Source organism: Nonomuraea solani (assembly GCF_900108335.1).
GTDB lineage: Bacteria > Actinomycetota > Actinomycetes > Streptosporangiales > Streptosporangiaceae > Nonomuraea > Nonomuraea solani.
In genome coordinates this window covers 436,294-455,431 of sequence record NZ_FNVT01000003.1, presented here as the reverse complement: position 1 = coordinate 455,431, position 19,138 = coordinate 436,294, and the positions used below count along the sequence as shown (strand labels likewise).

The following is a 19,138-nucleotide window of genomic DNA, read 5'->3' as shown; positions in this document are numbered from 1 at the left end:
GGTTCCGGGCGAAATGATCGGGGCGCCTCCACCCATGAAGAGAGCGTTCGTATCAGTACCGGAAGTGGAGGACGTCACGATGGGAACCGCCTGTGTCAGATGACACTCACAGGTTCGAAGCGGTCTACCGGGCGACCTACGACCAGATCACCGCCTACGCCGGACGCCGCTGTGACTCGCCGCAGGACGCGGCCGACGTGGTCGCCGAGACCTTCGTCATCGTCTGGCGCAAGATCGACGAACTGCCCCCGGGCGCGCAGGCGAAGCTCTGGGTCTACGGGGTGGCCCGCAACGTGCTGGCCGACCACCGCCGCAGCGCGCTGCGGCGCCAGGCGCGGCACCGGGACCTCGACGCGGAGATGGCCGACCTCTACGGTGATCTCGCCGACCACAGCGTCGAGAGGAACGCGATCGCCCAGGCGTTCGCGACGCTTCCCGAGGGCGACCGCGAGTTGCTCGCGCTGGTCGCGTGGGAGGGCCTGGACCGCAGGGAGATCGCCACGATGCTGGGGCTCTCCCGCAACGCCGTCCGTATCCGGCTCCACCGCGCGCGCAGACGCCTGTCCCGGGCGCTCGAAGCAGCCGACGTTCGATTCACGCCGACCGACGCGGTCGTTCCCACGGGGAGATCACTATGAGGGGCATCGACGAGATCAACGAACTCCTGAGGCCGCTGGCCCGGATCAGTCCGGACGAACCAGGCGGGCGTGCTGGCGGTGCCCGCGCGCAGGCGCTGTTCGCCGACATCATCGCCCAGGATCGGGACACGACGACGGTGGCGGCGCTCCTACGACACCCGCGCAGGCGTGGCCTAGGGCGTCGCGCGCTGCTCGGGCTCGCCGCCTCCGCCGTCCTCGCTCTCGGCGTCGTCCTCGGGCCGAGCCTGCTCGGCGGCGTCGCGACCTCCTACGCCAACTCCGCGGTGGAGATCCACGAGGAGGCCGACACCTACGTCGCCCGGATCAAGGACCCCTACGCGGACGAGCGGAAGTTCTCCGAGGCGTTCCGCTCCCTCGGCCTCAACGTGGAGCTCAGGGTGATTCCGGTCTCGCCCAGCGCGGTCGGCGAGATCGTGAGCCTGGGGGGCGGCCTCACCCCGGCGAACGCGCCCATCGGGGCCCGCAAGGAGCCGGCGGACTGCGATCTGACCGACAGCGGCTGCTTCATGGTGGTGACCGTCCCGGCGGCGATCAAGGGCACGCCCAATGCGGTGCACTTTGAGCTGGGCAGGCAAGCCAAGCCGGGGGAATCCTACGAGAACAACCAGCAGTCGGCCACCCGTCCCGGAGAGCCGCTGGCCGGCGTCAAGGTGAGCGGCCGGACCGTCGACGATGTGCTGGGCGAGGTCGGCAAGCGCGGCCTGAGTGCGGAGTTCCGCCGCGTCGTGGTCGATGAGGGCGGGTACACGGTCGAACCGCTGGCCGCGGATCAGGTGGGCGGCGACTGGATCGTCTTCAGGGTCATACCTGTGCGTGAGGGTGTGGTCGGCCTGGAGGTCACCGCCGAGCGTCAGACGGGCCTCGAGTACGCGAACTGAGCACCGGGGCCTCGCCAGTCTCAAAGAGGTGCGTCACACGGCATGCTTCTGGGCGGCCGACGGGGCGCCGGTCCGGTCCGGGTGCGCGAGTTCACCCTAACGGCACCGACCACGATAGCCACCGCGAGCAGGGCAGCTTGCTCCGCCGTTACATCGCCTGGCGCAACCGCAACACCAGCGACGAGCGGGGTACGCAGGATCGTCAAGAGGGCAAACGTGGCCTGACGCGGCCTAGGTTCCGGCCATGAGTTCGCGACGAATCCTGACCGCGTCGAGCGGCAGGGCGTGGCCGCGCCGGCAGGGCGGCAAACCGGGCGCTCACCTGATCGGCGAGCGCCCGGGCAGCACCGCCACCACGTCCGTGCCCCGATGCGACCTGTTCAACTGCCCATGATCTCCCCGCCTCTGTCCCCACGGAGATCGGGCAGGATGTTCGTAGTGGGCGGGCAGGGACGGGAGGCGACATGATCAAGGTGCTCGTGGCCGACGACGATCCCATGGTCCGCCGTCACCTCCAGATGATCCTCACCTCGGCAGGCGAGATCGAGGTGGTGGAGGAGGTGCTGCGTACGGCTCCCGGCGGCGTCCTGATCGACATCCGGATGCCGGGCGTGCTCGGCCTCGTCAAAGTGGCGGCCCAGGGGCACACCGTGCTGTCACCGGCCGCCGCCCGCCACCTCGTCTCGCGTGTCAGGTCCGACGACCACATCAGAGCCGCGCAGGAGAATGCCGGCGCGCTGAGCGAGCGGGAGCGCGATGTGCTCGGCTGCCTCGGTGAGGGGCTGACGAACGGCGAGATCGCGGCGCGGCTGTTCCTGCCGGAGACCACGGTCAAGAGCTACGTCTCACGATTGCTCGACAAACTCGGCCTGGCCAAACGTACGCAGGCGGGCCTGCCCGCCCACCAGGCCCGCCTCGCCCTCCGGAGGACGTCATGACTGAAGATCAGGTGGCCGCCGCCGTCCGTGCCTTGATCAATCGGTACGATCCCGAGGGCCTGCTGGGCATGGGTGCTCCTGACGACGAATACGACCCCGAGGTGGGTGATCTCACCGCGCTCGTGTGCGGCGGTCGGGAGGAGATCACCGCTGACGCCGTCCGGTCCGTCTGGAACCGATGGTTCGACGGTGTCTCTGATTGGGGTACGCGGCAGCCTGAGCAGGTTCGGGAGGTCGCGGCCGCGCTGGAGGAACTGCGTGGCCAGCGACCGGATCTTCCCTGATGGCCAGGGCAGGGGTCAGCGAGTCGCGTCGGGCACCCGTACCGTCACATAAGGATGCGGCCGCTCCAGCCACTCGCCGGTCAGCCGCGCGCCGGTGGTGCGGTCGATGACCGCGAAGCAGGCGGCCCTCCAGTCGCAGCCGGCGCGATCACCGAGATCGTCCTCGTCGGGGTCCTCGGGCATGGGTGCGGCGAAGAAGTCCGTCATCGCCTGCAGCTCGGGCCACCGGCCCAGGCCCGCATGGTGTTCCTGGAGCCCGGGGAAGAGCGCGTCGATCGCCAGGACGAGCTCGCCTCCGACCGCGAAGCTCAGCAGGCTGTTGGCGTTGACGTTCCACCAGGCGCTGTAGACGCGCGCTCCCTCGCTGAGCCGTTGGAGCACGGCGGGGTTCGTCCCGAGGTGGTTCCACTCGAACAGGACGGTGGCAGAGCCGCACCGGTCGACGAACACGGGGTAGGCGTCGCGTTCGGGCGGCCCCCGCTGGGAACGCAACCTGGGAACAGAGTATCCACACCGAAACGGCGTTGATCAGAAACTCGGCCTCAGAGAAATCTCAACGGCAGTTGGTGAGAGAGTGCGGCTTGTCGTGAAGGGTGTCCGCGAACTCTTCGAGAGCTTGATCGTCGCAGGCCCTGAGCTCCGCTTCGAGCCGAGATGACGATTCTTCGTCCGCCACGCCACCAAGCACATCGATCTTGGGCCAGAATCGCGCGTCGGTTGTCATGGCGTGGCAGTCTATGCTGCCCGGGCTGGTCAATGGATGCCGCGATGGGCCCGCGGAAATCCACGGGCCCATCAGGTCAAGCCGCTCACATGGCGCACCACGGCGGGGGCTGCGGGGGGAGGGAGCAGGGGCCTACGCCCATGCTCCAGACGGCCCACATCTGGGGCGATTGCCCAATGGGGCTGCCCATGCCCAGGAGGAATCCGGTTTCCCGCTTGTCCTCGGCCCAGTACGCTCTGCCCTGCCAGGCCACCTCCATCTCCGGCCGATTGGCCGAGGGCTCCTTTATGAGGGCCAGTTTGTCGCAGGTGTTCACGAAAACGCCCGTCGAAACCGGTCCGGCTGTGATGTTGAGAGGCACGTTCTGGCAGCCACTCAGCGTCTGCGTGCTCCGTGGGCTGTAGTCGTTCAGCACCAGCGGCGGCGAAGTGTCCTGGGGTCTGGTCCCCACAGAGCAGGTATAGACCTGCCAGAAGTCGGGTCCGCCCTTTCTCGCGGCGCAGGTCGCGTACATGCGGGCCACGTAGTTCCACCGGGTCGCGCCCGTATAGTTCATGCTTCCCCACTGGAAGCAGATGGGGTTCATGATGCCGACACGGGCCGCGTCTTCATACGCGGCGTAGCAGGTGGGCTGCCACCACTGCGCGTCCTGTTGAATCGTTGCGTTTCCGCCGGCCTTTATGGCCGGGGCGGCTTCGAGCTTGGCTTTCGCCGTAATCGTCTTGCGGCCGGCGGAGTCGGTCACCACCTCGGTGGTCACCGGCCCGCTGCCGCGGGGCTTGACGACACAATTCGTGCCGTCGGACTGAACCTCGTAGTCCTCGGCCTTGACGCTGACCTTCAGCCGGTCGTTCGTACGCTGGACGAGTTCGCGGATCGCCGTCTGCTGATCACTTGTGCTGCCGCATTCCGGGGACACTGGGCGGCTGGTTCCCGCTGATCCCGTGCCGGGTGGCAGCACTACGAGGGCGATCGCCATGGCGGCCACCGCCGAGAGTAACTTTCTCATGGAGACCTTTCGTTGAACGGTCGTAGCGTGGATAGCTGCTTGATGTGTTCCTTTTCTCAGGCGCTCGGTAAGAGAAATCAGGGAAACCATAGGCAGATGGGCTGTCGTCAGACTGTCGTGCTTCTTTCGTCTGCATGCCGGGTGACAATGCGGTCGCCGTCGTCCACGGGTTGTGGGAGCGACCATCGGATCCGACCGGGTGTGCCAGCCTCGCGGTCAAGATCTTCCCCATCGCGGGCGTGCGGAGAATAGTGTGAGGTAATGGATCGTCGCATCCTCGGCCTGGAGAACGAGTACGGCGTCACGTTCACGTACCGAGGACAGCGCAGGCTATCCCCGGACGAAGTGGCCCGATACCTGTTCCGGCAGGTCGTGTCCTGGGGCCGGTCGAGCAACGTGTTCCTGCGCAACGGCGCGCGTCTCTATCTGGACGTGGGCAGCCATCCCGAGTACGCCACACCCGAGTGTGACAACGTGATCGAGCTGGTCACCCACGACAAGGCGGGCGAACGCATCCTGGAGGGCCTGCTGGTCGACGCCGAGAAGCGGCTGCGCGAGGAGGCCATCGCCGGGGACGTCTACCTGTTCAAGAACAACACCGACTCGGCCGGCAACTCCTACGGCTGCCATGAGAACTATTCGGTGGACCGGCACGGCGAGTTCGGGCGGCTGACCGACATGCTGATCCCGTTCCTGGTGACCCGCCAGCTCATCTGCGGGGCGGGCAAGGTGCTGCAGACGCCGCGCGGGGCGGTCTACTGCGTGTCGCAGCGCGCGGAGCACATCTGGGAGGGCGTGTCCAGCGCCACCACCCGGTCGCGGCCGATCATCAACACGCGCGACGAGCCGCTCTCCGACGCCGAGAGGTTCCGCCGCCTGCACGTGATCGTGGGCGACTCCAACATGAGTGAGACCACGACGTTGCTGAAGGTCGGCGCGACCGACCTGGTGCTGCGCATGGTGGAGGCCGGGGTCGTGATGCGTGACCTGAGCCTGGAGAATCCGATCCGGGCGATCCGGGAGATCTCCCACGACATGACGGGCCGGCGCAGGGTGCGGCTGGCCAACGGGCGCGAGGCGTCGGGCCTGGAGATCCAGCAGGAGTATCTGGGCAAGGCCAAGGACTTGGTCGACCGGCGCGGTGGGGATCCGATCGTCCACCGGGTGCTGGAGTTGTGGGAGCGGACGTTGCGGGCGGTCGAGACCGGGAATCTTGACCTGGTGTCGCGGGAGATCGACTGGGTGACGAAGTTTCAGTTGATCGAGCGGTATCGGAAGAAGTACGACCTGCCGTTGTCGTCGCCGCGGGTGGCGCAGCTGGATCTGGCCTACCACGACGTGCACCGCAAGCGTGGGCTGTTCTATCTGTTGCAGCGGCGTGGGGCGGTGGAGCGGGTGACGTCCGACATCAAGATCTTCGAGGCGAAGTCGGTGCCGCCGCAGACGACCCGGGCGCGGCTGCGCGGCGAGTTCATCCGCAAGGCGCAGGAGAAGCGCCGCGACTACACGGTCGACTGGGTGCACCTGAAGCTGAACGACCAGGCCCAGCGCACGGTGCTGTGCAAGGACCCGTTCCGGAGCGTCGACGAGCGGGTGGACAGGCTCATCGCCGACATGTGACCGCACACCACCGTCAGCCTGTTTACTACGCCGAAACCGAGCGGAGCCACCGGTTCAAGCAGCCGGTGAAGGCGGCTCGTCGTGAATGGTGACCCAGTTCGTCGACAGCGGCCATTCGCGTTCGGGGCGGTGGGGGTGGATGCCGACGACGGCCAGCGGCGGCAGGTCGTCGAGTTTCGACAGCGCCCGCCACTGGTCCTGGGTCACCTCCAGATACCGCAATCCCTTCAGCTCGGTCACCGTGGCGAGGTCGGCGACGGCCGCGGCCGCGATGTCCAGCGCCCACAGGTTCGGCAGCGTACGGAGCGGAGCCAGCTCGACGGGCCGCACGCAGGTGACCGACAGGGAACGCAGCTCCCGGTTCCTGGCCGGCGCCGTCAGGTCGGGCGAGTCCACATCGAGGTTCAGATACTCCACCGAACGGCCGCCAAGCGGGGTCAGATCGGGCGAACCCTTGCTCGACAGCGTCAGCGAACACACGTTGGGCATCGCGGCGAGGAACGCGCAATCCTGCACGTCGGTCACCCGGACGTCCTGCACACCCGCCCGCGCGAGGGTGGGCCGGCCGCCGCTGTACATGGCGTCCTCGTCGGACGGCAGATCCGGCAGGTCCGCGTCGATCCACAGACTCTCGTCGTGACGGACGTGGTCACCGCGTTCCAGCGCTTCCACCAGGCGGCGCAGGAACGTGGTCACCGAGTCGGTGACGTACGTCGGCCGGTCCGTGTAGTCGACGCCGACCTTGATGACCTGCCCGGGACGACCGTTCGGCCCGGGATCCAGGTCCACGGCGAGCCAGTTGCCGCCGGTGTCGAACGCGAACCGGATCCAGCCCGGCCGCAGCGGCGACCTCCGGACGGTGCCCGGGGGCCGGGTGTCGAACACCGTCCGGCGCCAGGGTTCGTACTGCCATTCCTGCGAGATGTGGAGCCACTCGTCATCCTGTTCGCCGATCTCGGAAAGAGGGAGCCACTCGTGCCGGTCGAACAGCGGGTTGATGAGGTCACCGTCACCGTCGGCGATGCCGTACAGCGCCCGAAGGTCTGGAGGCAGCACGATGCCGAGCCTCTCCTCCACCGCGGCGAGGTCATCCTCGCTCGCGGGAGCGGGGAGTTCCTCCTCGTATCCGAGGATCCACGCCATCAACCGCCGGTAGTGGTGGAAGAGCCGCACGGCCTCGGCCGGGTCACCGGCGGGAAGCGCCGACTCAGGCCCTTCCTGCTCGTCACCCCGATCCGGTGGAACGAAGTCCTCATCGATCACATAAAGGAACGCCATGCCACCGCAACCTAGCGGCGCTCCAACCGTTCCGTCACTCGAATCCCGCCTCAGTACGGCAGGTAGTACGTGAGCAGGTCGGCGGTGAGCGGCGGGAAGAGGGCCTGGTACAGCTCCTTTTCCGGACCGCAATAGACGTCGGGGCGGATGCGGGACAGGCCGTCGATGCCGTGCGGGCCGAACAGCAGCGCGGGCAGGTAGTCGGGCGCGACCCCGGCGCCTCCCATGGACGCGGGCGCCTGCATCGGGCCACCGGTGGAGACCTCGCCGAGGCCGTCGGCGTGGACCGGGATCCGGTGGTGGGCCCCGAAGGTGGAGATCACCAGGTCGCGACCGCCATGGTCGATCCCGGCCGTGACCAGGCGGTTCCAGAGCACGGGCCGGAGCCGGTCCAGCAGCGCCGCCGGGTCGGGGATGCGCACGTAGTACTGCTCGGCCGGGGGCCGCTCTTCGTCGCGGAGAAGGTCTCGCCATACCGTCCCGAGACGCCCGGCGCCGCGTACCTGCCCGCCGGGCACAAGGGCGGCGACGCCACGGAGCAGGTCGGCCGCGGCGGCCTCGTCGGCCGCCGCGCCCTCCGCCAGAAGGATCTCCTCGTCGTCGGGCGGCAGCGTGCGGCCGCTCGCGACGACGGCCCCCGCGCGCTCGACCGCCCAGACGGTGCTCGCCTCGTGGGCCAGCAACCATCTCCAGCAGGGTACGGAGTGCGGCATGGTCACGTCGAAACCGCTCTGCGCGGCGTCCTGCAGAGCCGTCAGGGCGGGGAGGTCCGAGGGCCGGGCGGGCCGCAGCGCCGTCGGGTCGTCCGCTGGCGGAAGGGTGCGCAGGGGCAGCGCCGGCTGGATGTCGATGGCGTACTCGTACCCGAACCGGCGATAGAAGTACGTGATACCGATCATCACCTGCACGACATGACCCCGCGCGGCCGACCGGTCGTGGGCCCATCGCATGAGCGCCCGCACCAGGCCGCGGCCTTCGTACTCGCGGTCGGTGGCGACCAGTTCGACCTGACCGGCCGGAAGCCGCAGGCCGCCGATGCGCAACTCCTCGTCGAGGAGGGTCGCGGTGGAGACGACGCGGTCGCCGTCGGTCACCACGGCGCACGAGCCCCAGCCGGCGTCGGGATCGGTGACGACGAGCCGATGGTCGACGGCGTCGGCCGAAGACATGCGCTCGGTGAGCAGGGCCCCGATCTGGTCGAGGTCCGCGGGGCGCGCTTGCCTCAGGACAAGGCCCCCGGGCAGCGAAACGACGGAAGTGGCGTCCGGCACGGTCACCTGCCGGACTATTCCAACGCGCGGGCGCCCTGTCCAACGAATTTCGTTGACGAAGCGGACTGCGGTCCGCTAAGTTCGGAACTAATCGGACCACAGTCCACTTTGAGGAGAGGGCAACCATGATCACCATCACACGAGACGAGCTGCACGCCGCTCTGGGCGACGTCGTCGTGCTCGACACGCTCGGCGGCCAGTACTACGCGCAGCAGCACCTGCCCGGCGCGCTCTCGCTGGTCGAGAGCGAGGTCGCCGAGCGCGCGGCCATCCTGCTGCCCGACAAGGACGCCGCCATCGTCACCTACTGCACCAACCCGTCCTGCAACAACAGCAAGGCCGTGGCCGGTCGCCTGATCGCGCTCGGCTACACGAACGTGCGCCGGTACGTCGAGGGCATCGAGGACTGGGTGGCCGCCGGGCTGCCGGTCGAGTCCGGGGTGCTCGCCTGACAGGTGGTCCGGCTCACGGCCGGCGTACGACCTCCTTAGCGGGAAGCGTCCGATGTGCGCTACGTCTCATCCGCGGGCCGTTACATCGGATGCGCGGCCGGTGTCTCCATGCCGAGTCCAAACGCGAGGGAGACATGATGAACGGCAACGTCGAGGTGGTCGTGGTCGGCGGCGGGTACGGGGGCGTGATGGCGGCCAATCGCCTGGCCCGGCGCGATGGCGTGTCGGTGACCCTGGTCAATCGGCGGCCCGACTTCGTCGAGCGGATCCGCCTGCACCAGCTCGTGACCGGCTCTGACGACGCGGTCGAGGGCTTCGGTGAGGTTCTGGGCGGGAACGTCCGGCTGGTGGTCGACGCCGCGACCCGGATCGACGCCGCCGAGCGCCGGGTGTCGCTGGCGGGCGGCGGCTCGGTCACGTACGACTACCTCGTCTACGCGGTGGGCAGCGGCGCCGCCGATCCTGGCGTGCCCGGAGCGGCGGAGTTCGCTCATTCGGTGTCGGACCTGGAGGGGGCGCAACGGCTGCGCTCGGCGCTGGACGCGACGCCCGCCACGGCTCCGGTGACCGTGGTCGGAGCCGGCCCGACCGGCATAGAGACCGCCGCCGAGCTGGCGGAGCTGGGCCGCCAGGTCACCCTGGTCTGCGGCCGCGTGCTCGGCCCCTACCTGCACGCCCGGGGCCGCCACCCGGTCGCCCGCCGGCTCGCCGAGCTGGGTGTGACCGTCCTCGAAGGCCCCCGCGCGCGGGTGACGGCAGTGACACACGATGCCGTACGGCTCGGCGACGGCCGTGAGCTGCCCAGCGCGGTGACGATCTGGACGGCGGGATTCCGGGTCCCGGACCTGGCCGCCCGCAGCGGGCTGCGCACCGACACCGAAGGCCGCCTGCTCACCGACGCGACGCTGACCAGCGTGGACGACATGCGCATCGTCGCCGCCGGGGACGCGGCGGCGATGATGGACCGGCCCTTTCGGATGAGTTGCCAGGCCGCCGTGCAACTGGGCGCGGGGGCCGCGGCCACGATCCTGCGCCGGATCGCGGGGAGAACGCCCGCTCCCGTCCGGCTGCTGTTCGCCGGGCAGTGCATCAGCCTCGGCCGCGACGAGGGCGTCACCCAGTTCTCCTACCTGAACGACAGGGCGAACGCGCTCCACATCAGCGGGCGGCTCGGTGCCAAGGTCAAGGAGTTCGCCTGCCGGTTCCCCCTCGATCAGTTGGCGTCGGGGGCACGCAAGGCCGGTGCCCCCGCATCCCCTGGTGACGGCACCGCTCGTCAGGAACCGCCTCAGCCGCGGCACCGCACGACCTAGCCGCCAGGCTGCCGCCGGCGAGCCCGTCTTCGGACTGGGTACATTTCCACGGCCTGCTTCCGGCATGTGCGGCAGATCGCGAGAGAGCGAAGCGTACGACATGAACGACCACGTCACCGGCCCCGCGACCGAGGCCTTCGTCGCCCACCGCGACCTGCTGTTCACCGTCGCCTACGAGATGCTCGGATCGGCGGCGGACGCCGAGGACGTCCTCCAGGAGACCTGGCTGCGGTGGGTCAAAGTCGACCTGGCGCAGGTGCGGGACCAGCGCGCCTACCTGGTGCGGATCACGACCAGGCAAGCACTCAACAGGCTGCGCACCCTCAAACGGCGCAAGGAGGCATATGTCGGCCCCTGGCTGCCCGAGCCCCTGCTCACCGCGCCGGACGTGGCCGAGGACGTCGAACTGTCCGAGCACCTGTCGCTGGCACTCATGTTCATCCTCGAAACCCTCTCACCTGCCGAACGCGCCGTCTTCGTGCTGCGCGAGGTCTTCGACATCGGCTACGACGACATCGCGGCCGCGATCGGCAAGAGCCCCGCCGCCGTACGCCAGCTCGCCTACCGCGCCCGCCGGCACGTCGACGCGCGCCGGCCGCGCACACCGGCTTCCCCGGCCGAGGCCCGGGCGGCTCTGCGTTCGTTCCAGGTCGCGCTCATGACCGGAGACCTGCAGGGGCTGCTCGACGTACTCGCCCCGGACGTCGTTTTCGTCAGCGACGGCGGCGGCCTCAAGCTGGCGGCCGCGCGGCCGGTCACCGGCGCCGACAAGGTGCTCCGTTACATGGCCGGCAGTCTCGACAAGGCCGGCGGCACCTTCACCAGTGAGCCCACGACGGTCAACGGCAACCCCGGGCTCATCCTGCGCCTGGACGGCGTGATCGACGGAGTGCTGGCCTTCCGCGTGGAGAACGCCCGTGTCACCGGCCTCTACTACGTCCGCAACCCCGAAAAGCTCACGCGCGTCGAGTCCGAAACCTTCCTCACCTCCCGTTGACACGGGACTCACCCGACCAAAGGAGTTCCGCAATGACCATTTGAGGCTCCCACGAACGGAAGGCATCCGCCGCGCTCCTCGGTACCTCAGCCGGCCGTCGCGGTCTTGATGAGCGGCACGTCCCGCGACAACTCCCGGAACCCGACGCCGTAGTACAACCCGCGCGCGCCGGGATGCCCGGGCGCACCCAGGCAGACGACCGTCATGTGCGTGGCCCCGGCCGCCCGCGCCAGCCGCATCCCGTGCAGCAGCATCGCCCGGCCCAGCCCCCGGCGCCGGTAGCCCGGATGCGTCCCGACCGGTTCGAACTCGGCGGTCTTGTTCACCTCGTCGAGCCACATGATCGTCGAGGAGGCCATCGTTCCGTCCGGCGCCTCCACCAGAACGTGCAGGTCGCCGCGGTAGCCCGCCGTCCGCCGGACGCCCTGGTAGGCCTCGGCCGTGTACGGCGAGGGAGTCCAGGCGTTCACATGGGCCTGGACCGCGGCCTCCGGCCCGGCCTCGTCGGCGGTGCGGAACCGGAACCCGTCCGGCAGAACCGGTTGTTCCACGTCGGTGAGGTCCCGCTCGTTGAGCTGGGTCCAGGATCCGGTGTCGCCGAGCTCGGCCGCGTCCATTTCATAGCCGTGCGCCGCCCACCGCTTCAGGGCGAACTCGTCGGCGGCGCCCGGCAGCACCGTACGCTCAAGGCCCGCCGCGGTGGCGTCGTACCAGTCGATCACCTCGTCGACCAGCCCGGCGTGGTCGGGATGGACCTGATACGCCAGATAGGCGCCGGTGACGTCCTTCACCGACCCGTCGTTCCACCTCACCTGGTGCGGAAGATGGGCCCAGCCCCACGCCACCAACTCCCCGCCGGAGAACCACAACCGGCGCCCCCAGCTCGCGCCATAGGCGGCATGCCCTTTGCCCCAGTTCCAGGCCAGCTCGCCGAACGACGCGTCGCTGTTCACCAGGTCCGGGCGGGTGGCGGTGACGCGCTGCGCCAGACCCTGCATGAGCCGCACGTCCGCGGCGGTCAAGGGCTCGAAGTTCGTCATGGTGCGCCACTGTGTCAGGGCTCCGCAAAGCCGTCGAACCGTTTTCTGGCCGCCCATCGCGGAGCAGAAGGTGCGACGGACATCGCGGTGCCGCATTGCGAGTGACGCGACGCGGGCCTCGATGACGGGGGACAGGTCATCGAGGCGGTCGAGATGGCCGGCCGTGGCCTCCCTCATGCGGGCGGCCACGGCCGGGCCGGGTCAGTCCAGGGTCAGTCCAGGCAGAACTCGTTCCCCTCGGGGTCGGTCATCACGATGAAGCCGCCGCTCATCGGCGGGTCCGGCTCGAAGCGGCGTTCGCGCTTCGCCCCCAGCGCGACCAGCCGGTCGCACTCGGCCTCCAGCGCCGCCATCCGCTCCTCCCCTTGCAGCCCGGGAGCCGCGCGGACGTCGAGATGGACGCGGTTCTTGGCGACCTTGTCCTCAGGCACCCGCTGGAAGAACAGCCGCGGGCCCTGTCCGTCCGGGTCTTCGAGGGCCGATCTCGTGTTGCGCTCCTCCTCCGGTACGCCGATCCGCTCCAGGAACTCGTTCCACGCGGCCACGGGGTCGGCGCCCTCCGGCAGGTCGACGCCGGGCGGGCCCGGGATCACGTAGCCCAGGGCGTCGCGCCAGAAGACCGACAGTGCCTGCGGGTCGTGGGCGTCGAAGGTGATCTGGACGTGGCGGCTCATCGGGCGGCTCCATCAGTGGCGAGGTGCGTGTGCAGGTAGAGGTCGCGCAGCAGGCAGACCTCGGACAGGTGGTGGATCAGTTCGCGGTGGATGTGCAGGACCAGATCGGCCATGGGCGCCTCGGGATACGGCTCCTTCGAGCCGACCGGGGTACGGAGCGCGACGTCGCTGAGGCCGCGTACCCCGGCCAGCCAGACGTCGAGCTGGGTTTCGAGCTGGTCGAGCGCGGTGGCGGCGTCGCCGGCGTACTCCCAGCTCTCGTACGACGCCGCCGGCGCCCCGAAGTGCCCCGCGTTGCGCGCGGCGAGCACGCCGACGATGACGTGGCCGAGCCGCCAGGCGATCGTGGTGAAGGGCACCGGGACCGGCTCCGGGAAGGCGTAGTCGATCGCGAAGTCCCCGGCACCGGCCTGTATCGGCGCCGTCGAGTCGCCGCGCGGCCGCACGCTCCAGGCGTCCGGCACGGGCGACCAGAAGTACTCGTCGTCGGTGAGGCCGTCGAGCCGGGCGCGGAGCTGGTGGTTCCAGTGGAACTCCATCTGCTCGCGCAGGGTCCGGTTCCAGTCGAGTTCGTCTGCGTCCATGAAGCCACTCTTACCCCCATAGCGGACAGGGGCGGTCCGCTATCTGGCAAGGTGGAGGACATGGACGGGCCAAGCGGTGACGAGCGGGGGACGACGGAACGGGTGCTCACCCTGCTCGGGCTGCTGCAGCAGCGCCAGGTCTGGACCGGCCCCGAGCTGGCCGACCGGCTCGGCGTCACGGCGCGCACGGTGCGACGTGACGTCGAACGGTTGCGTACGCTCGGCTACCCGGTGCACGCCAGCCAGGGCGTCGGCGGCGGCTACCAGCTCGGCCCGGGGCAGGACCTGCCGCCGCTGCTGTTCGACGACGAGGAGGCGATCGCCACCGCGCTCTCGCTGCTCGCCGGAGCCGGGGTGGAAAGAGGCGGTGACGCCGCGCTGCGGGCGCTGACCAAACTCGACCGGGTGCTGCCCACCCGGCTGCGGTCCGAGGTGCGCGCGCTGTCCGGCTCGGTGGAGTCCTTCGGCGGGGGTCGCACGCCGGTCGACTCCGAGGTGCTGATGACGCTGGCCAGAGCCTGCCGCGACGAGGTCGAGGCCGGCTTCGGCTATCCGTCCGGTGGCGAGGTGAGGCGGCGGCGGGTCGAGCCGTACCGCCTGGTGGCCTCCGACCGGCGCTGGTACCTGCTCGCGTACGACCTCGATCGCGACGACTGGCGCAACTTCCGCGTCGATCGGATGACGGAGGTGTCCGCACGGACCTGGCGCTTCCGGCCGCGCGCGGCGCCCGACGCGGCGGCGTACGTGCAGGAGAGCGTCGCCAGCCGGGTCTACCCGCACCAGGCGCGCTTCCTCGTGCACGCGCCGGCCGCCATGGTGCGGACTCAGGTTTCGGCGTCGGCGGCGGTCGTACGAGAGCGGGGGAGCGAGCGCTGTGAGGTGATCAGCGGCGCCGACAACCTCGACCGGGTGCTCCTGCACGTGCTCATGCTGGGGCACGACTTCGAGATCCTCGACCCGCCGGAGCTGGGCAGACGCAGCCGCGAGCTGGCGGAGAGACTCCGGTCGGCAGGGGCGAGGGCACTGTGACATAGCTCACCTGAACGCCGTTCAGGTTGAACGGTGTTCAGGTTTGCTGTGACACTCCACTCATGCAGTTGAAACGTGCCGACGTGGTGACCGGGGCCCTGGCGCTGCTCGACACCGACGGCCTCGACGGGCTGACCATGCGCAAGCTGGGCGCCCGGCTCGGAGTGCAGGCCGGCGGCATCTACTGGCACTTCAAGAACAAGGAAGCGCTGCTCGGCGCCATGGCCGACCGGATCGCCGGCCAGGTCATCGAAACGCCGCTCGCCCCGGGCCCCTGGGACGCGCGGCTGGCGGAGATCGCCCACCGCCTGCGCCGCGCCATGCTGGCCCACCGTGACGGCGCGCGTGTGGTCGCCGGCACGTACGTGGTGGAGCCGAACACCGTGCGCGGCGGTGAGCAGGCCGTGCGCATCCTCACCGACGCGGGCTTCCCGCTCGACCGGGCCGGTTGGGTGATCTTCGCGGCGCTCTACTACGTGGTCGGTCACACGATCGAGGAGCAGGCCCAGCTCGCCGCCGGTGACTGGGAGCAGCGCGGAGCCGGCCTGCCCGACACGGAGCCGCACCGCGCGCTGTCCGGCGTGATCGAGGCCGACCCCGAGGAGCGGTTCGCGTACGGCCTGGAGCTGCTGCTCGACGGCGTACGCGTGCGACTCGCGGCGGCCCAGGCGCAACGAACGGAGAGAACATGACGAAGACCATCGGCACGGTCGCGGAGCTACGCCAATACGTGAAACCGCCGTTACGTGTCATCGCGGACAAGGGCATCGACCACATCGACGCCGAGTCGCGCCGCTTCATCGAGCTGAGCCCTTTCTTCCTGCTGGCGACCTCGGCGGAGGACGGCACCTGCGACGTCTCACCCCGCGGCGACCCGCCGGGAAGCGTCCTGGTGCTCGACGACCGCACCCTGGCGTTCGCCGACCGGAAGGGCAACCGCCGGCTGGACAGCCTGGAGAACATCCTGCAGCGCCCGCACGTCGGCATGTTGTTCCTGGTGCCCGGTTCTGGGGACACCGTGCGGGTCAACGGCCGCGCCCGGATCGTCGCCGAAGCCCCTTATCTGGAGCGGCTGACCATGCGGGGCGTGACGCCGCCGCTGGGCGTGGAGGTGCACGTCGAGGAGCTGTTCCTGCACTGCAGCCGGGCCTTCGCCCGCTCGTCGCTGTGGGACACGGCGAGCTGGCCGGAGAGCGGAAAGGTGCCCACCGCGGGGCAGATCGCCCGTGGTCAGTCGGGGCTGAGGATCCCGGCCGCGGTGTTCGGCGCCGTACTCGACCGGGCGGCCCGCGACCCCTACTGAGACGGTGCTGACAGCGCCTGGTAGCGCCGTCTAAGGTCCGTATCAGCGCAGGCAGGCATCGTCTTCCTCATCGAGAAGGGAAGCGCCCGGCAGAAGGGCCTTCCGGATGAGGAGACCCCCGCCATGTTCACTTTCGCCGCAGTCCTGCAGGTGCTCGTCGCCCTCGCCTTCATCAGCATTCCCCTGGTGCGCCACCGCTACGGAGCCAGCGCCAAGGCGCACGCCGAGGCGGAGCTGAGGCGGCAGGGCGTGCCCACCACGGTCATGGAGGAGAACAACATCAAGTTCGACGCCAGCGGCCACGAGTCGATCGTGCCCGGCACGGTCGCGCTGATCATGATCGTGCTCGCCGTGCTGAACCTGACCGGCAACGCCTGGGGCCAGACCCTGTCCTGGATCTTCATGCCGCTCGTCCTGGCCGGCAACGTCCTGATCCTGTGGAGCCAGCTCACCGCCGCCAAGTCCGTGACCCGGGCCTTCGAGCGCAAGGGCGACCCCGTGCTGCGGAGCATCGACGTGCCGGCCTTCCTCACGGCGGCCGAGAAGGGCTTCCCGACCTGGGTGCTGCCGGTCCTCCAGAACATCCGGCACGCCGTCGTGATGGGTTCCGCCGTCCTGGTGCTGATCATCCTGGTCATCGCCTGATGAGAGCGCCGCAGAGCCGTCCGCCCCGCCAGGGCGGGCGGCTTTCCTGTCAACCCTGACGTTCGCTTAGGCCGGGACCTGACGTTCGGCCAGGGCGCGTGCGGGCGGCCGTTTCTAGGGTCGCTCCTCATGCGAATCGACTTCTGGCCGCGGTTGCTCACCGCGGCCGTCCTGCTCGGTGCCGCCGCGATCGTCGTGGGTTGGCTCGCCCCAGGCGGGCTGGGGGACGCGGATCCGGTACGGGTCGTGAGCGGCACGTCGGCCGACGTCTACCGGTGGGCCGTCCAGGTGGCGGCGGCACCGTGGATCGAGGTCGCCTCCGACGGGCCGCTGGTGGTGCTCGGGGCGGTGCTCGCCGGCGTCGCCCTGAACGCACTGCGGCGGCGGGACGCGGCCGGGATCTCGGGGGCCGTGATGATCGGGGTGGGGACCGTGGCCGCCTACGCGCTCAGCGAAGGGCTGAAGCTGGTGGTGGACGAGGAGCGGCCGTGCCGGGTGATCGTGGCGATGGCGGACTGCCCGCCGCCGGGGGACTGGGCGTTTCCGAGCAATCACGCCACCCTGGCCGCCGGGCTGGGGTTCGGGCTCGCGGTGCTGCGGCCCCGGCTGGCCGTGCCGGCGGTGTCCCTGGCCGTGGCGGCGGGGCTGCTGCGGGTGCTGGGCGGGGTGCACTATCCGCATGACGTGCTGGCGGGCGGGGCTCTCGGGGGATGCGTGACGGTGGCGGTGCTGCTGGTGCTCGCCCCGCCGGTCTCACGGTTGTCCGAGGCCCGCCTCATGAGCGGTCACCGCCGCGGCCGCCCGGTTGCCGACGCCCAGGCGGGTCAGAATCGAGCTGACGTGCGCCTTGACCGTACCCTCGGCCAGGTCCAGCCGCCGTCCGATCTGGCGGTTGGACAGCCCGGCGGCGAGGTGGATCAGGACCTCCCGTTCCCTGGTGGTCAGCGTGTCCAGCCGCCCGCGGGCGGCGGCGCGGCGGCTCGCCGCGGCGCCCGCGCCCGACGCGAGATGCGCGACGACCCGGGCCGCGACCTTCGGTGACAGGTACGCCGCCCCACCGGCCACCGCGCGGACACCCGCGATCAGCTCCTCGGGTTCGCCCGATTTGATGAGGAATCCGGTGGCCCCGCCGTCGCCGAGCGCCCGCAGGATGTAGTCGTCCTGCCCGAACGTCGTCAGCATCACCACCGCCGTGCCGGGGACGGTCCTGCGGATCTCCGCCGCCGCCTCGATGCCGTCGCCGCCCGGCATGCGGATGTCGAGGACGGCGACATGCGGCAGATGGGTACGGGCCTGTCGCACGGCCTCGTCGCAGCGGGCGGCCTCGGCGACGACGTCGATGTCGGGCGCGGTGGACAAAATCGCCCGTACGCCCGTCCGTACCATCGGCTCGTCGTCGGCCACCAGGACCCGGATCATCTGGCCACCAGCGCGTCCGCCGACACCAGGCGGCCCGCGTCGAAGCACAGGCGGTAGGTGTCGCCGTAACGGTCGTGAAAGGGGTTGGAGGTCATCGCGTAGTACTCGCATCCCGGGCGGGACGATCGATGGGCGGCCTGCCGGGAGGGAAGCGCCAGGTTCGTACGGATCTGCCCGGGACGAAGGGCGGCGTACTCGTCGGCGGCCAGCACCGCCCCCTGGGTCGCCAGCACCTCCCAGACCCGCAGGCCGCCGCCGGTCAGCGCGGCGGCCACGAGTGCGACCGCGAGGATACGAGCGGCGCTCCGGTTCGGACGGTGGGGAAGCCGGGCCTCGACGGTGAAACCGGCCCCGGAAGGTCCGCAGGTCAGCGTGCCGCCCGCCCGCCGGACCCGCTCGTCCAGACCGGTGAGCCCCCGGCCACCCCCGGTCCGGAGCGACCTGGGCGCCGGGCCGTTCTCGACCACGACGTGCGTCTCGGCCGGCGTGTGGCTGATGCGGACGGTCACGGGGGCGCCGGGGGCGTGCTTGGCGGCGTTGGTCAACCCCTCCTGAACCACCCGGTACACGGTCCGTCCGGCATCCTTCGGCGTGCCGTCCACACGCAGAGTGACCGGCAGGCCGGCCGCCGACGCGGCCTCGACCAGGCTCTCGACGGAGGCGGGCTCGTGGAGCACGCCGACGATCTCGCCGAGCCGGTCGACCGCGTGCCCCGCTCGCGCCCGCAGGTCCTGGGCGCTCGCCCGGTGCGACTCCGGCAGGTCAGGGGCGAGTTTCAGGGCGCCGGCCGCGAGGGCGATCAGGTTGAGGTCGTGGCCCAGCTCGTCGTGCATGTCCTGGGCTATGCGACGGCGCTCCCGCACGACCGCCAGGCGTTCGGCCCGCTCCCGCACCGCGAACCACGCCAGCGTCACCGCTCCGAGCCCCACGACGGCCCACCATGGCACGAAAAGGACGCTCACCACGGCCATTCCTATCGACACAGATCTCACGGATCCGCACGATAGAGGCGCTCCCGGCC

Annotated in this window: 22 protein-coding genes and 2 pseudogenes; 14 read left to right on the top strand and 10 right to left on the bottom strand. The window is 70.1% G+C overall.

The window, feature by feature from the left end:
* Positions 1-92: 92 nt before the first annotated feature.
* The 5 genes from C4V41_RS13190 to C4V41_RS13170 all read left to right on the top strand — a co-directional run bounded on the left by C4V41_RS13190 (position 93) and on the right by C4V41_RS13170 (position 2,759).
* On the top strand, positions 93-638 hold the full coding sequence (locus tag C4V41_RS13190) for an RNA polymerase sigma factor (RefSeq protein ID WP_103956108.1): 546 nt from the start codon (positions 93-95) through the stop codon (positions 636-638).
* Positions 635-1,537: a hypothetical protein gene (locus tag C4V41_RS13185; protein ID WP_103956107.1), complete on the top strand. Its 903-nt coding sequence runs from the start codon at positions 635-637 to the stop codon at positions 1,535-1,537. Before C4V41_RS13190 ends, C4V41_RS13185 begins: the two co-directional genes overlap by 4 nt.
* Before the next feature lie 244 nt (positions 1,538-1,781).
* Positions 1,782-1,931 carry a hypothetical protein gene (locus tag C4V41_RS61790; protein WP_160150262.1) on the top strand — a complete coding sequence of 50 codons (150 nt, stop codon included), beginning with the start codon at positions 1,782-1,784 and terminating at the stop codon, positions 1,929-1,931.
* A gap of 70 nt (positions 1,932-2,001) precedes the next feature.
* Positions 2,002-2,475: a response regulator transcription factor gene (locus C4V41_RS13175; protein WP_103956106.1), complete on the top strand. Its 474-nt coding sequence runs from the start codon at positions 2,002-2,004 to the stop codon at positions 2,473-2,475.
* Positions 2,472-2,759 carry a hypothetical protein gene (locus C4V41_RS13170; protein WP_103956105.1) on the top strand — a complete coding sequence of 96 codons (288 nt, stop codon included), beginning with the start codon at positions 2,472-2,474 and terminating at the stop codon, positions 2,757-2,759. The genes C4V41_RS13175 and C4V41_RS13170 overlap by 4 nt, the downstream gene beginning before the upstream one ends.
* A gap of 15 nt (positions 2,760-2,774) precedes the next feature.
* On the opposite strand, the gene C4V41_RS13165 is transcribed toward C4V41_RS13170, so the two are convergent.
* From C4V41_RS13165 to C4V41_RS13160, 3 genes are all read right to left on the bottom strand, one after another.
* Positions 2,775-3,251: a DUF6461 domain-containing protein gene (locus C4V41_RS13165; protein WP_103956104.1), complete on the bottom strand. Its 477-nt coding sequence runs from the start codon at positions 3,249-3,251 to the stop codon at positions 2,775-2,777.
* Positions 3,252-3,312: 61 nt separating this feature from the next.
* Positions 3,313-3,483: a hypothetical protein gene (locus tag C4V41_RS61785; protein ID WP_160150261.1), complete on the bottom strand. Its 171-nt coding sequence runs from the start codon at positions 3,481-3,483 to the stop codon at positions 3,313-3,315.
* 85 nt (positions 3,484-3,568) lie between these two features.
* On the bottom strand, positions 3,569-4,462 hold the full coding sequence (locus C4V41_RS13160; RefSeq protein WP_146103638.1) for a hypothetical protein: 894 nt from the start codon (positions 4,460-4,462) through the stop codon (positions 3,569-3,571).
* A gap of 291 nt (positions 4,463-4,753) precedes the next feature.
* On the opposite strand from C4V41_RS13160, the gene pafA reads away from it, so the two are divergent.
* Entirely contained in the window at positions 4,754-6,112 is a 1,359-nt protein-coding gene (gene pafA / locus C4V41_RS13155; protein ID WP_103956102.1) for a Pup--protein ligase, read from the top strand.
* Positions 6,113-6,802: 690 nt separating this feature from the next.
* Here pafA and C4V41_RS66090 read toward each other — a convergent pair.
* Both C4V41_RS66090 and C4V41_RS13145 read right to left on the bottom strand, forming a co-directional pair.
* Positions 6,803-7,255, bottom strand: a pseudogene (locus C4V41_RS66090) (SMI1/KNR4 family protein); the annotation flags it as partial.
* A 185-nt stretch (positions 7,256-7,440) separates the two neighbouring features.
* On the bottom strand, positions 7,441-8,667 hold the full coding sequence (locus tag C4V41_RS13145) for a GNAT family N-acetyltransferase (RefSeq protein ID WP_103956100.1): 1,227 nt from the start codon (positions 8,665-8,667) through the stop codon (positions 7,441-7,443).
* A gap of 119 nt (positions 8,668-8,786) precedes the next feature.
* Between C4V41_RS13145 and C4V41_RS13140 the strand changes: the two genes are divergently transcribed.
* From C4V41_RS13140 to C4V41_RS13130, 3 genes are all read left to right on the top strand, one after another.
* Positions 8,787-9,113, top strand: coding sequence for a rhodanese-like domain-containing protein (locus C4V41_RS13140; RefSeq protein WP_103956099.1), 327 nt, complete (start codon positions 8,787-8,789; stop codon positions 9,111-9,113).
* Positions 9,114-9,247: 134 nt separating this feature from the next.
* Positions 9,248-10,426 (top strand): NAD(P)/FAD-dependent oxidoreductase, encoded by a 1,179-nt coding sequence (locus C4V41_RS13135; RefSeq protein WP_235030097.1) that lies wholly within the window; start codon positions 9,248-9,250, stop codon positions 10,424-10,426.
* A gap of 100 nt (positions 10,427-10,526) precedes the next feature.
* The gene (locus tag C4V41_RS13130) at positions 10,527-11,423 is read left to right on the top strand and encodes an RNA polymerase sigma-70 factor (RefSeq protein ID WP_103956097.1); all 897 of its coding nucleotides are present in this window, start codon (positions 10,527-10,529) and stop codon (positions 11,421-11,423) included.
* A gap of 86 nt (positions 11,424-11,509) precedes the next feature.
* Here the strand turns inward: C4V41_RS13130 and C4V41_RS13125 are convergent, their stop codons facing one another.
* From C4V41_RS13125 to C4V41_RS13115, 3 genes are all read right to left on the bottom strand, one after another.
* A complete protein-coding gene (locus C4V41_RS13125) occupies positions 11,510-12,463 on the bottom strand; it encodes a GNAT family N-acetyltransferase (RefSeq protein WP_103956542.1) in 954 nt (317 codons plus the stop codon).
* A gap of 212 nt (positions 12,464-12,675) precedes the next feature.
* Positions 12,676-13,137 (bottom strand): VOC family protein, encoded by a 462-nt coding sequence (locus tag C4V41_RS13120; protein ID WP_103956096.1) that lies wholly within the window; start codon positions 13,135-13,137, stop codon positions 12,676-12,678.
* Complete coding sequence (locus C4V41_RS13115; RefSeq protein ID WP_103956095.1) at positions 13,134-13,721, bottom strand: DinB family protein; 588 nt, start codon at positions 13,719-13,721, stop codon at positions 13,134-13,136. Before C4V41_RS13115 ends, C4V41_RS13120 begins: the two co-directional genes overlap by 4 nt.
* Before the next feature lie 60 nt (positions 13,722-13,781).
* Here C4V41_RS13115 and C4V41_RS13110 point away from each other — a divergent pair, with 60 nt between their 5' ends.
* From C4V41_RS13110 to C4V41_RS66085, 5 genes and pseudogenes are all read left to right on the top strand, one after another.
* Positions 13,782-14,750 carry a helix-turn-helix transcriptional regulator gene (locus C4V41_RS13110; RefSeq protein WP_103956094.1) on the top strand — a complete coding sequence of 323 codons (969 nt, stop codon included), beginning with the start codon at positions 13,782-13,784 and terminating at the stop codon, positions 14,748-14,750.
* 62 nt (positions 14,751-14,812) lie between these two features.
* Positions 14,813-15,442: a TetR/AcrR family transcriptional regulator C-terminal domain-containing protein gene (locus C4V41_RS13105; RefSeq protein ID WP_103956093.1), complete on the top strand. Its 630-nt coding sequence runs from the start codon at positions 14,813-14,815 to the stop codon at positions 15,440-15,442.
* Positions 15,439-16,053 (top strand): MSMEG_1061 family FMN-dependent PPOX-type flavoprotein, encoded by a 615-nt coding sequence (locus C4V41_RS13100; protein WP_103956092.1) that lies wholly within the window; start codon positions 15,439-15,441, stop codon positions 16,051-16,053. The genes C4V41_RS13105 and C4V41_RS13100 overlap by 4 nt, the downstream gene beginning before the upstream one ends.
* Positions 16,054-16,176: 123 nt before the next feature.
* On the top strand, positions 16,177-16,698 hold the full coding sequence (locus C4V41_RS13095) for a hypothetical protein (protein WP_103956091.1): 522 nt from the start codon (positions 16,177-16,179) through the stop codon (positions 16,696-16,698).
* Positions 16,699-16,827: 129 nt separating this feature from the next.
* Positions 16,828-17,376 (top strand): annotated as a pseudogene (locus C4V41_RS66085) (phosphatase PAP2 family protein); the annotation flags it as partial.
* 75 nt (positions 17,377-17,451) lie between these two features.
* Here the strand turns inward: C4V41_RS66085 and C4V41_RS13085 are convergent.
* Entirely contained in the window at positions 17,452-18,117 is a 666-nt protein-coding gene (locus tag C4V41_RS13085) for a response regulator (RefSeq protein ID WP_103956090.1), read from the bottom strand.
* Positions 18,114-19,079: a sensor histidine kinase gene (locus C4V41_RS13080; protein WP_160150260.1), complete on the bottom strand. Its 966-nt coding sequence runs from the start codon at positions 19,077-19,079 to the stop codon at positions 18,114-18,116. Before C4V41_RS13080 ends, C4V41_RS13085 begins: the two co-directional genes overlap by 4 nt.
* Positions 19,080-19,138 lie beyond the last annotated feature (59 nt).

Bases quoted from the DNA above. Each gene is read 5' to 3' on its own strand.
- C4V41_RS13185 (WP_103956107.1), top strand. From the start codon at position 635: ATGAGGGGCATCGACGAGATCAACGAACTCCTGAGGCCGCTGGCCCGG.
- C4V41_RS61790 (WP_160150262.1), top strand. From the start codon at position 1,782: ATGAGTTCGCGACGAATCCTGACCGCGTCGAGCGGCAGGGCGTGGCCG.
- C4V41_RS13175 (WP_103956106.1), top strand. From the start codon at position 2,002: ATGATCAAGGTGCTCGTGGCCGACGACGATCCCATGGTCCGCCGTCAC.
- C4V41_RS13170 (WP_103956105.1), top strand. From the start codon at position 2,472: ATGACTGAAGATCAGGTGGCCGCCGCCGTCCGTGCCTTGATCAATCGG.
- C4V41_RS61785 (WP_160150261.1), bottom strand. From the start codon at position 3,483: ATGACAACCGACGCGCGATTCTGGCCCAAGATCGATGTGCTTGGTGGC.
- C4V41_RS13160 (WP_146103638.1), bottom strand. From the start codon at position 4,462: ATGGCGATCGCCCTCGTAGTGCTGCCACCCGGCACGGGATCAGCGGGA.
- pafA (WP_103956102.1), top strand. From the start codon at position 4,754: ATGGATCGTCGCATCCTCGGCCTGGAGAACGAGTACGGCGTCACGTTC.
- C4V41_RS13140 (WP_103956099.1), top strand. From the start codon at position 8,787: ATGATCACCATCACACGAGACGAGCTGCACGCCGCTCTGGGCGACGTC.
- C4V41_RS13135 (WP_235030097.1), top strand. From the start codon at position 9,248: ATGATGAACGGCAACGTCGAGGTGGTCGTGGTCGGCGGCGGGTACGGG.
- C4V41_RS13130 (WP_103956097.1), top strand. From the start codon at position 10,527: ATGAACGACCACGTCACCGGCCCCGCGACCGAGGCCTTCGTCGCCCAC.
- C4V41_RS13125 (WP_103956542.1), bottom strand. From the start codon at position 12,463: ATGACGAACTTCGAGCCCTTGACCGCCGCGGACGTGCGGCTCATGCAG.
- C4V41_RS13120 (WP_103956096.1), bottom strand. From the start codon at position 13,137: ATGAGCCGCCACGTCCAGATCACCTTCGACGCCCACGACCCGCAGGCA.
- C4V41_RS13115 (WP_103956095.1), bottom strand. From the start codon at position 13,721: ATGGACGCAGACGAACTCGACTGGAACCGGACCCTGCGCGAGCAGATG.
- C4V41_RS13110 (WP_103956094.1), top strand. From the start codon at position 13,782: ATGGACGGGCCAAGCGGTGACGAGCGGGGGACGACGGAACGGGTGCTC.
- C4V41_RS13105 (WP_103956093.1), top strand. From the start codon at position 14,813: ATGCAGTTGAAACGTGCCGACGTGGTGACCGGGGCCCTGGCGCTGCTC.
- C4V41_RS13100 (WP_103956092.1), top strand. From the start codon at position 15,439: ATGACGAAGACCATCGGCACGGTCGCGGAGCTACGCCAATACGTGAAA.
- C4V41_RS13095 (WP_103956091.1), top strand. From the start codon at position 16,177: ATGTTCACTTTCGCCGCAGTCCTGCAGGTGCTCGTCGCCCTCGCCTTC.
- C4V41_RS13085 (WP_103956090.1), bottom strand. From the start codon at position 18,117: ATGATCCGGGTCCTGGTGGCCGACGACGAGCCGATGGTACGGACGGGC.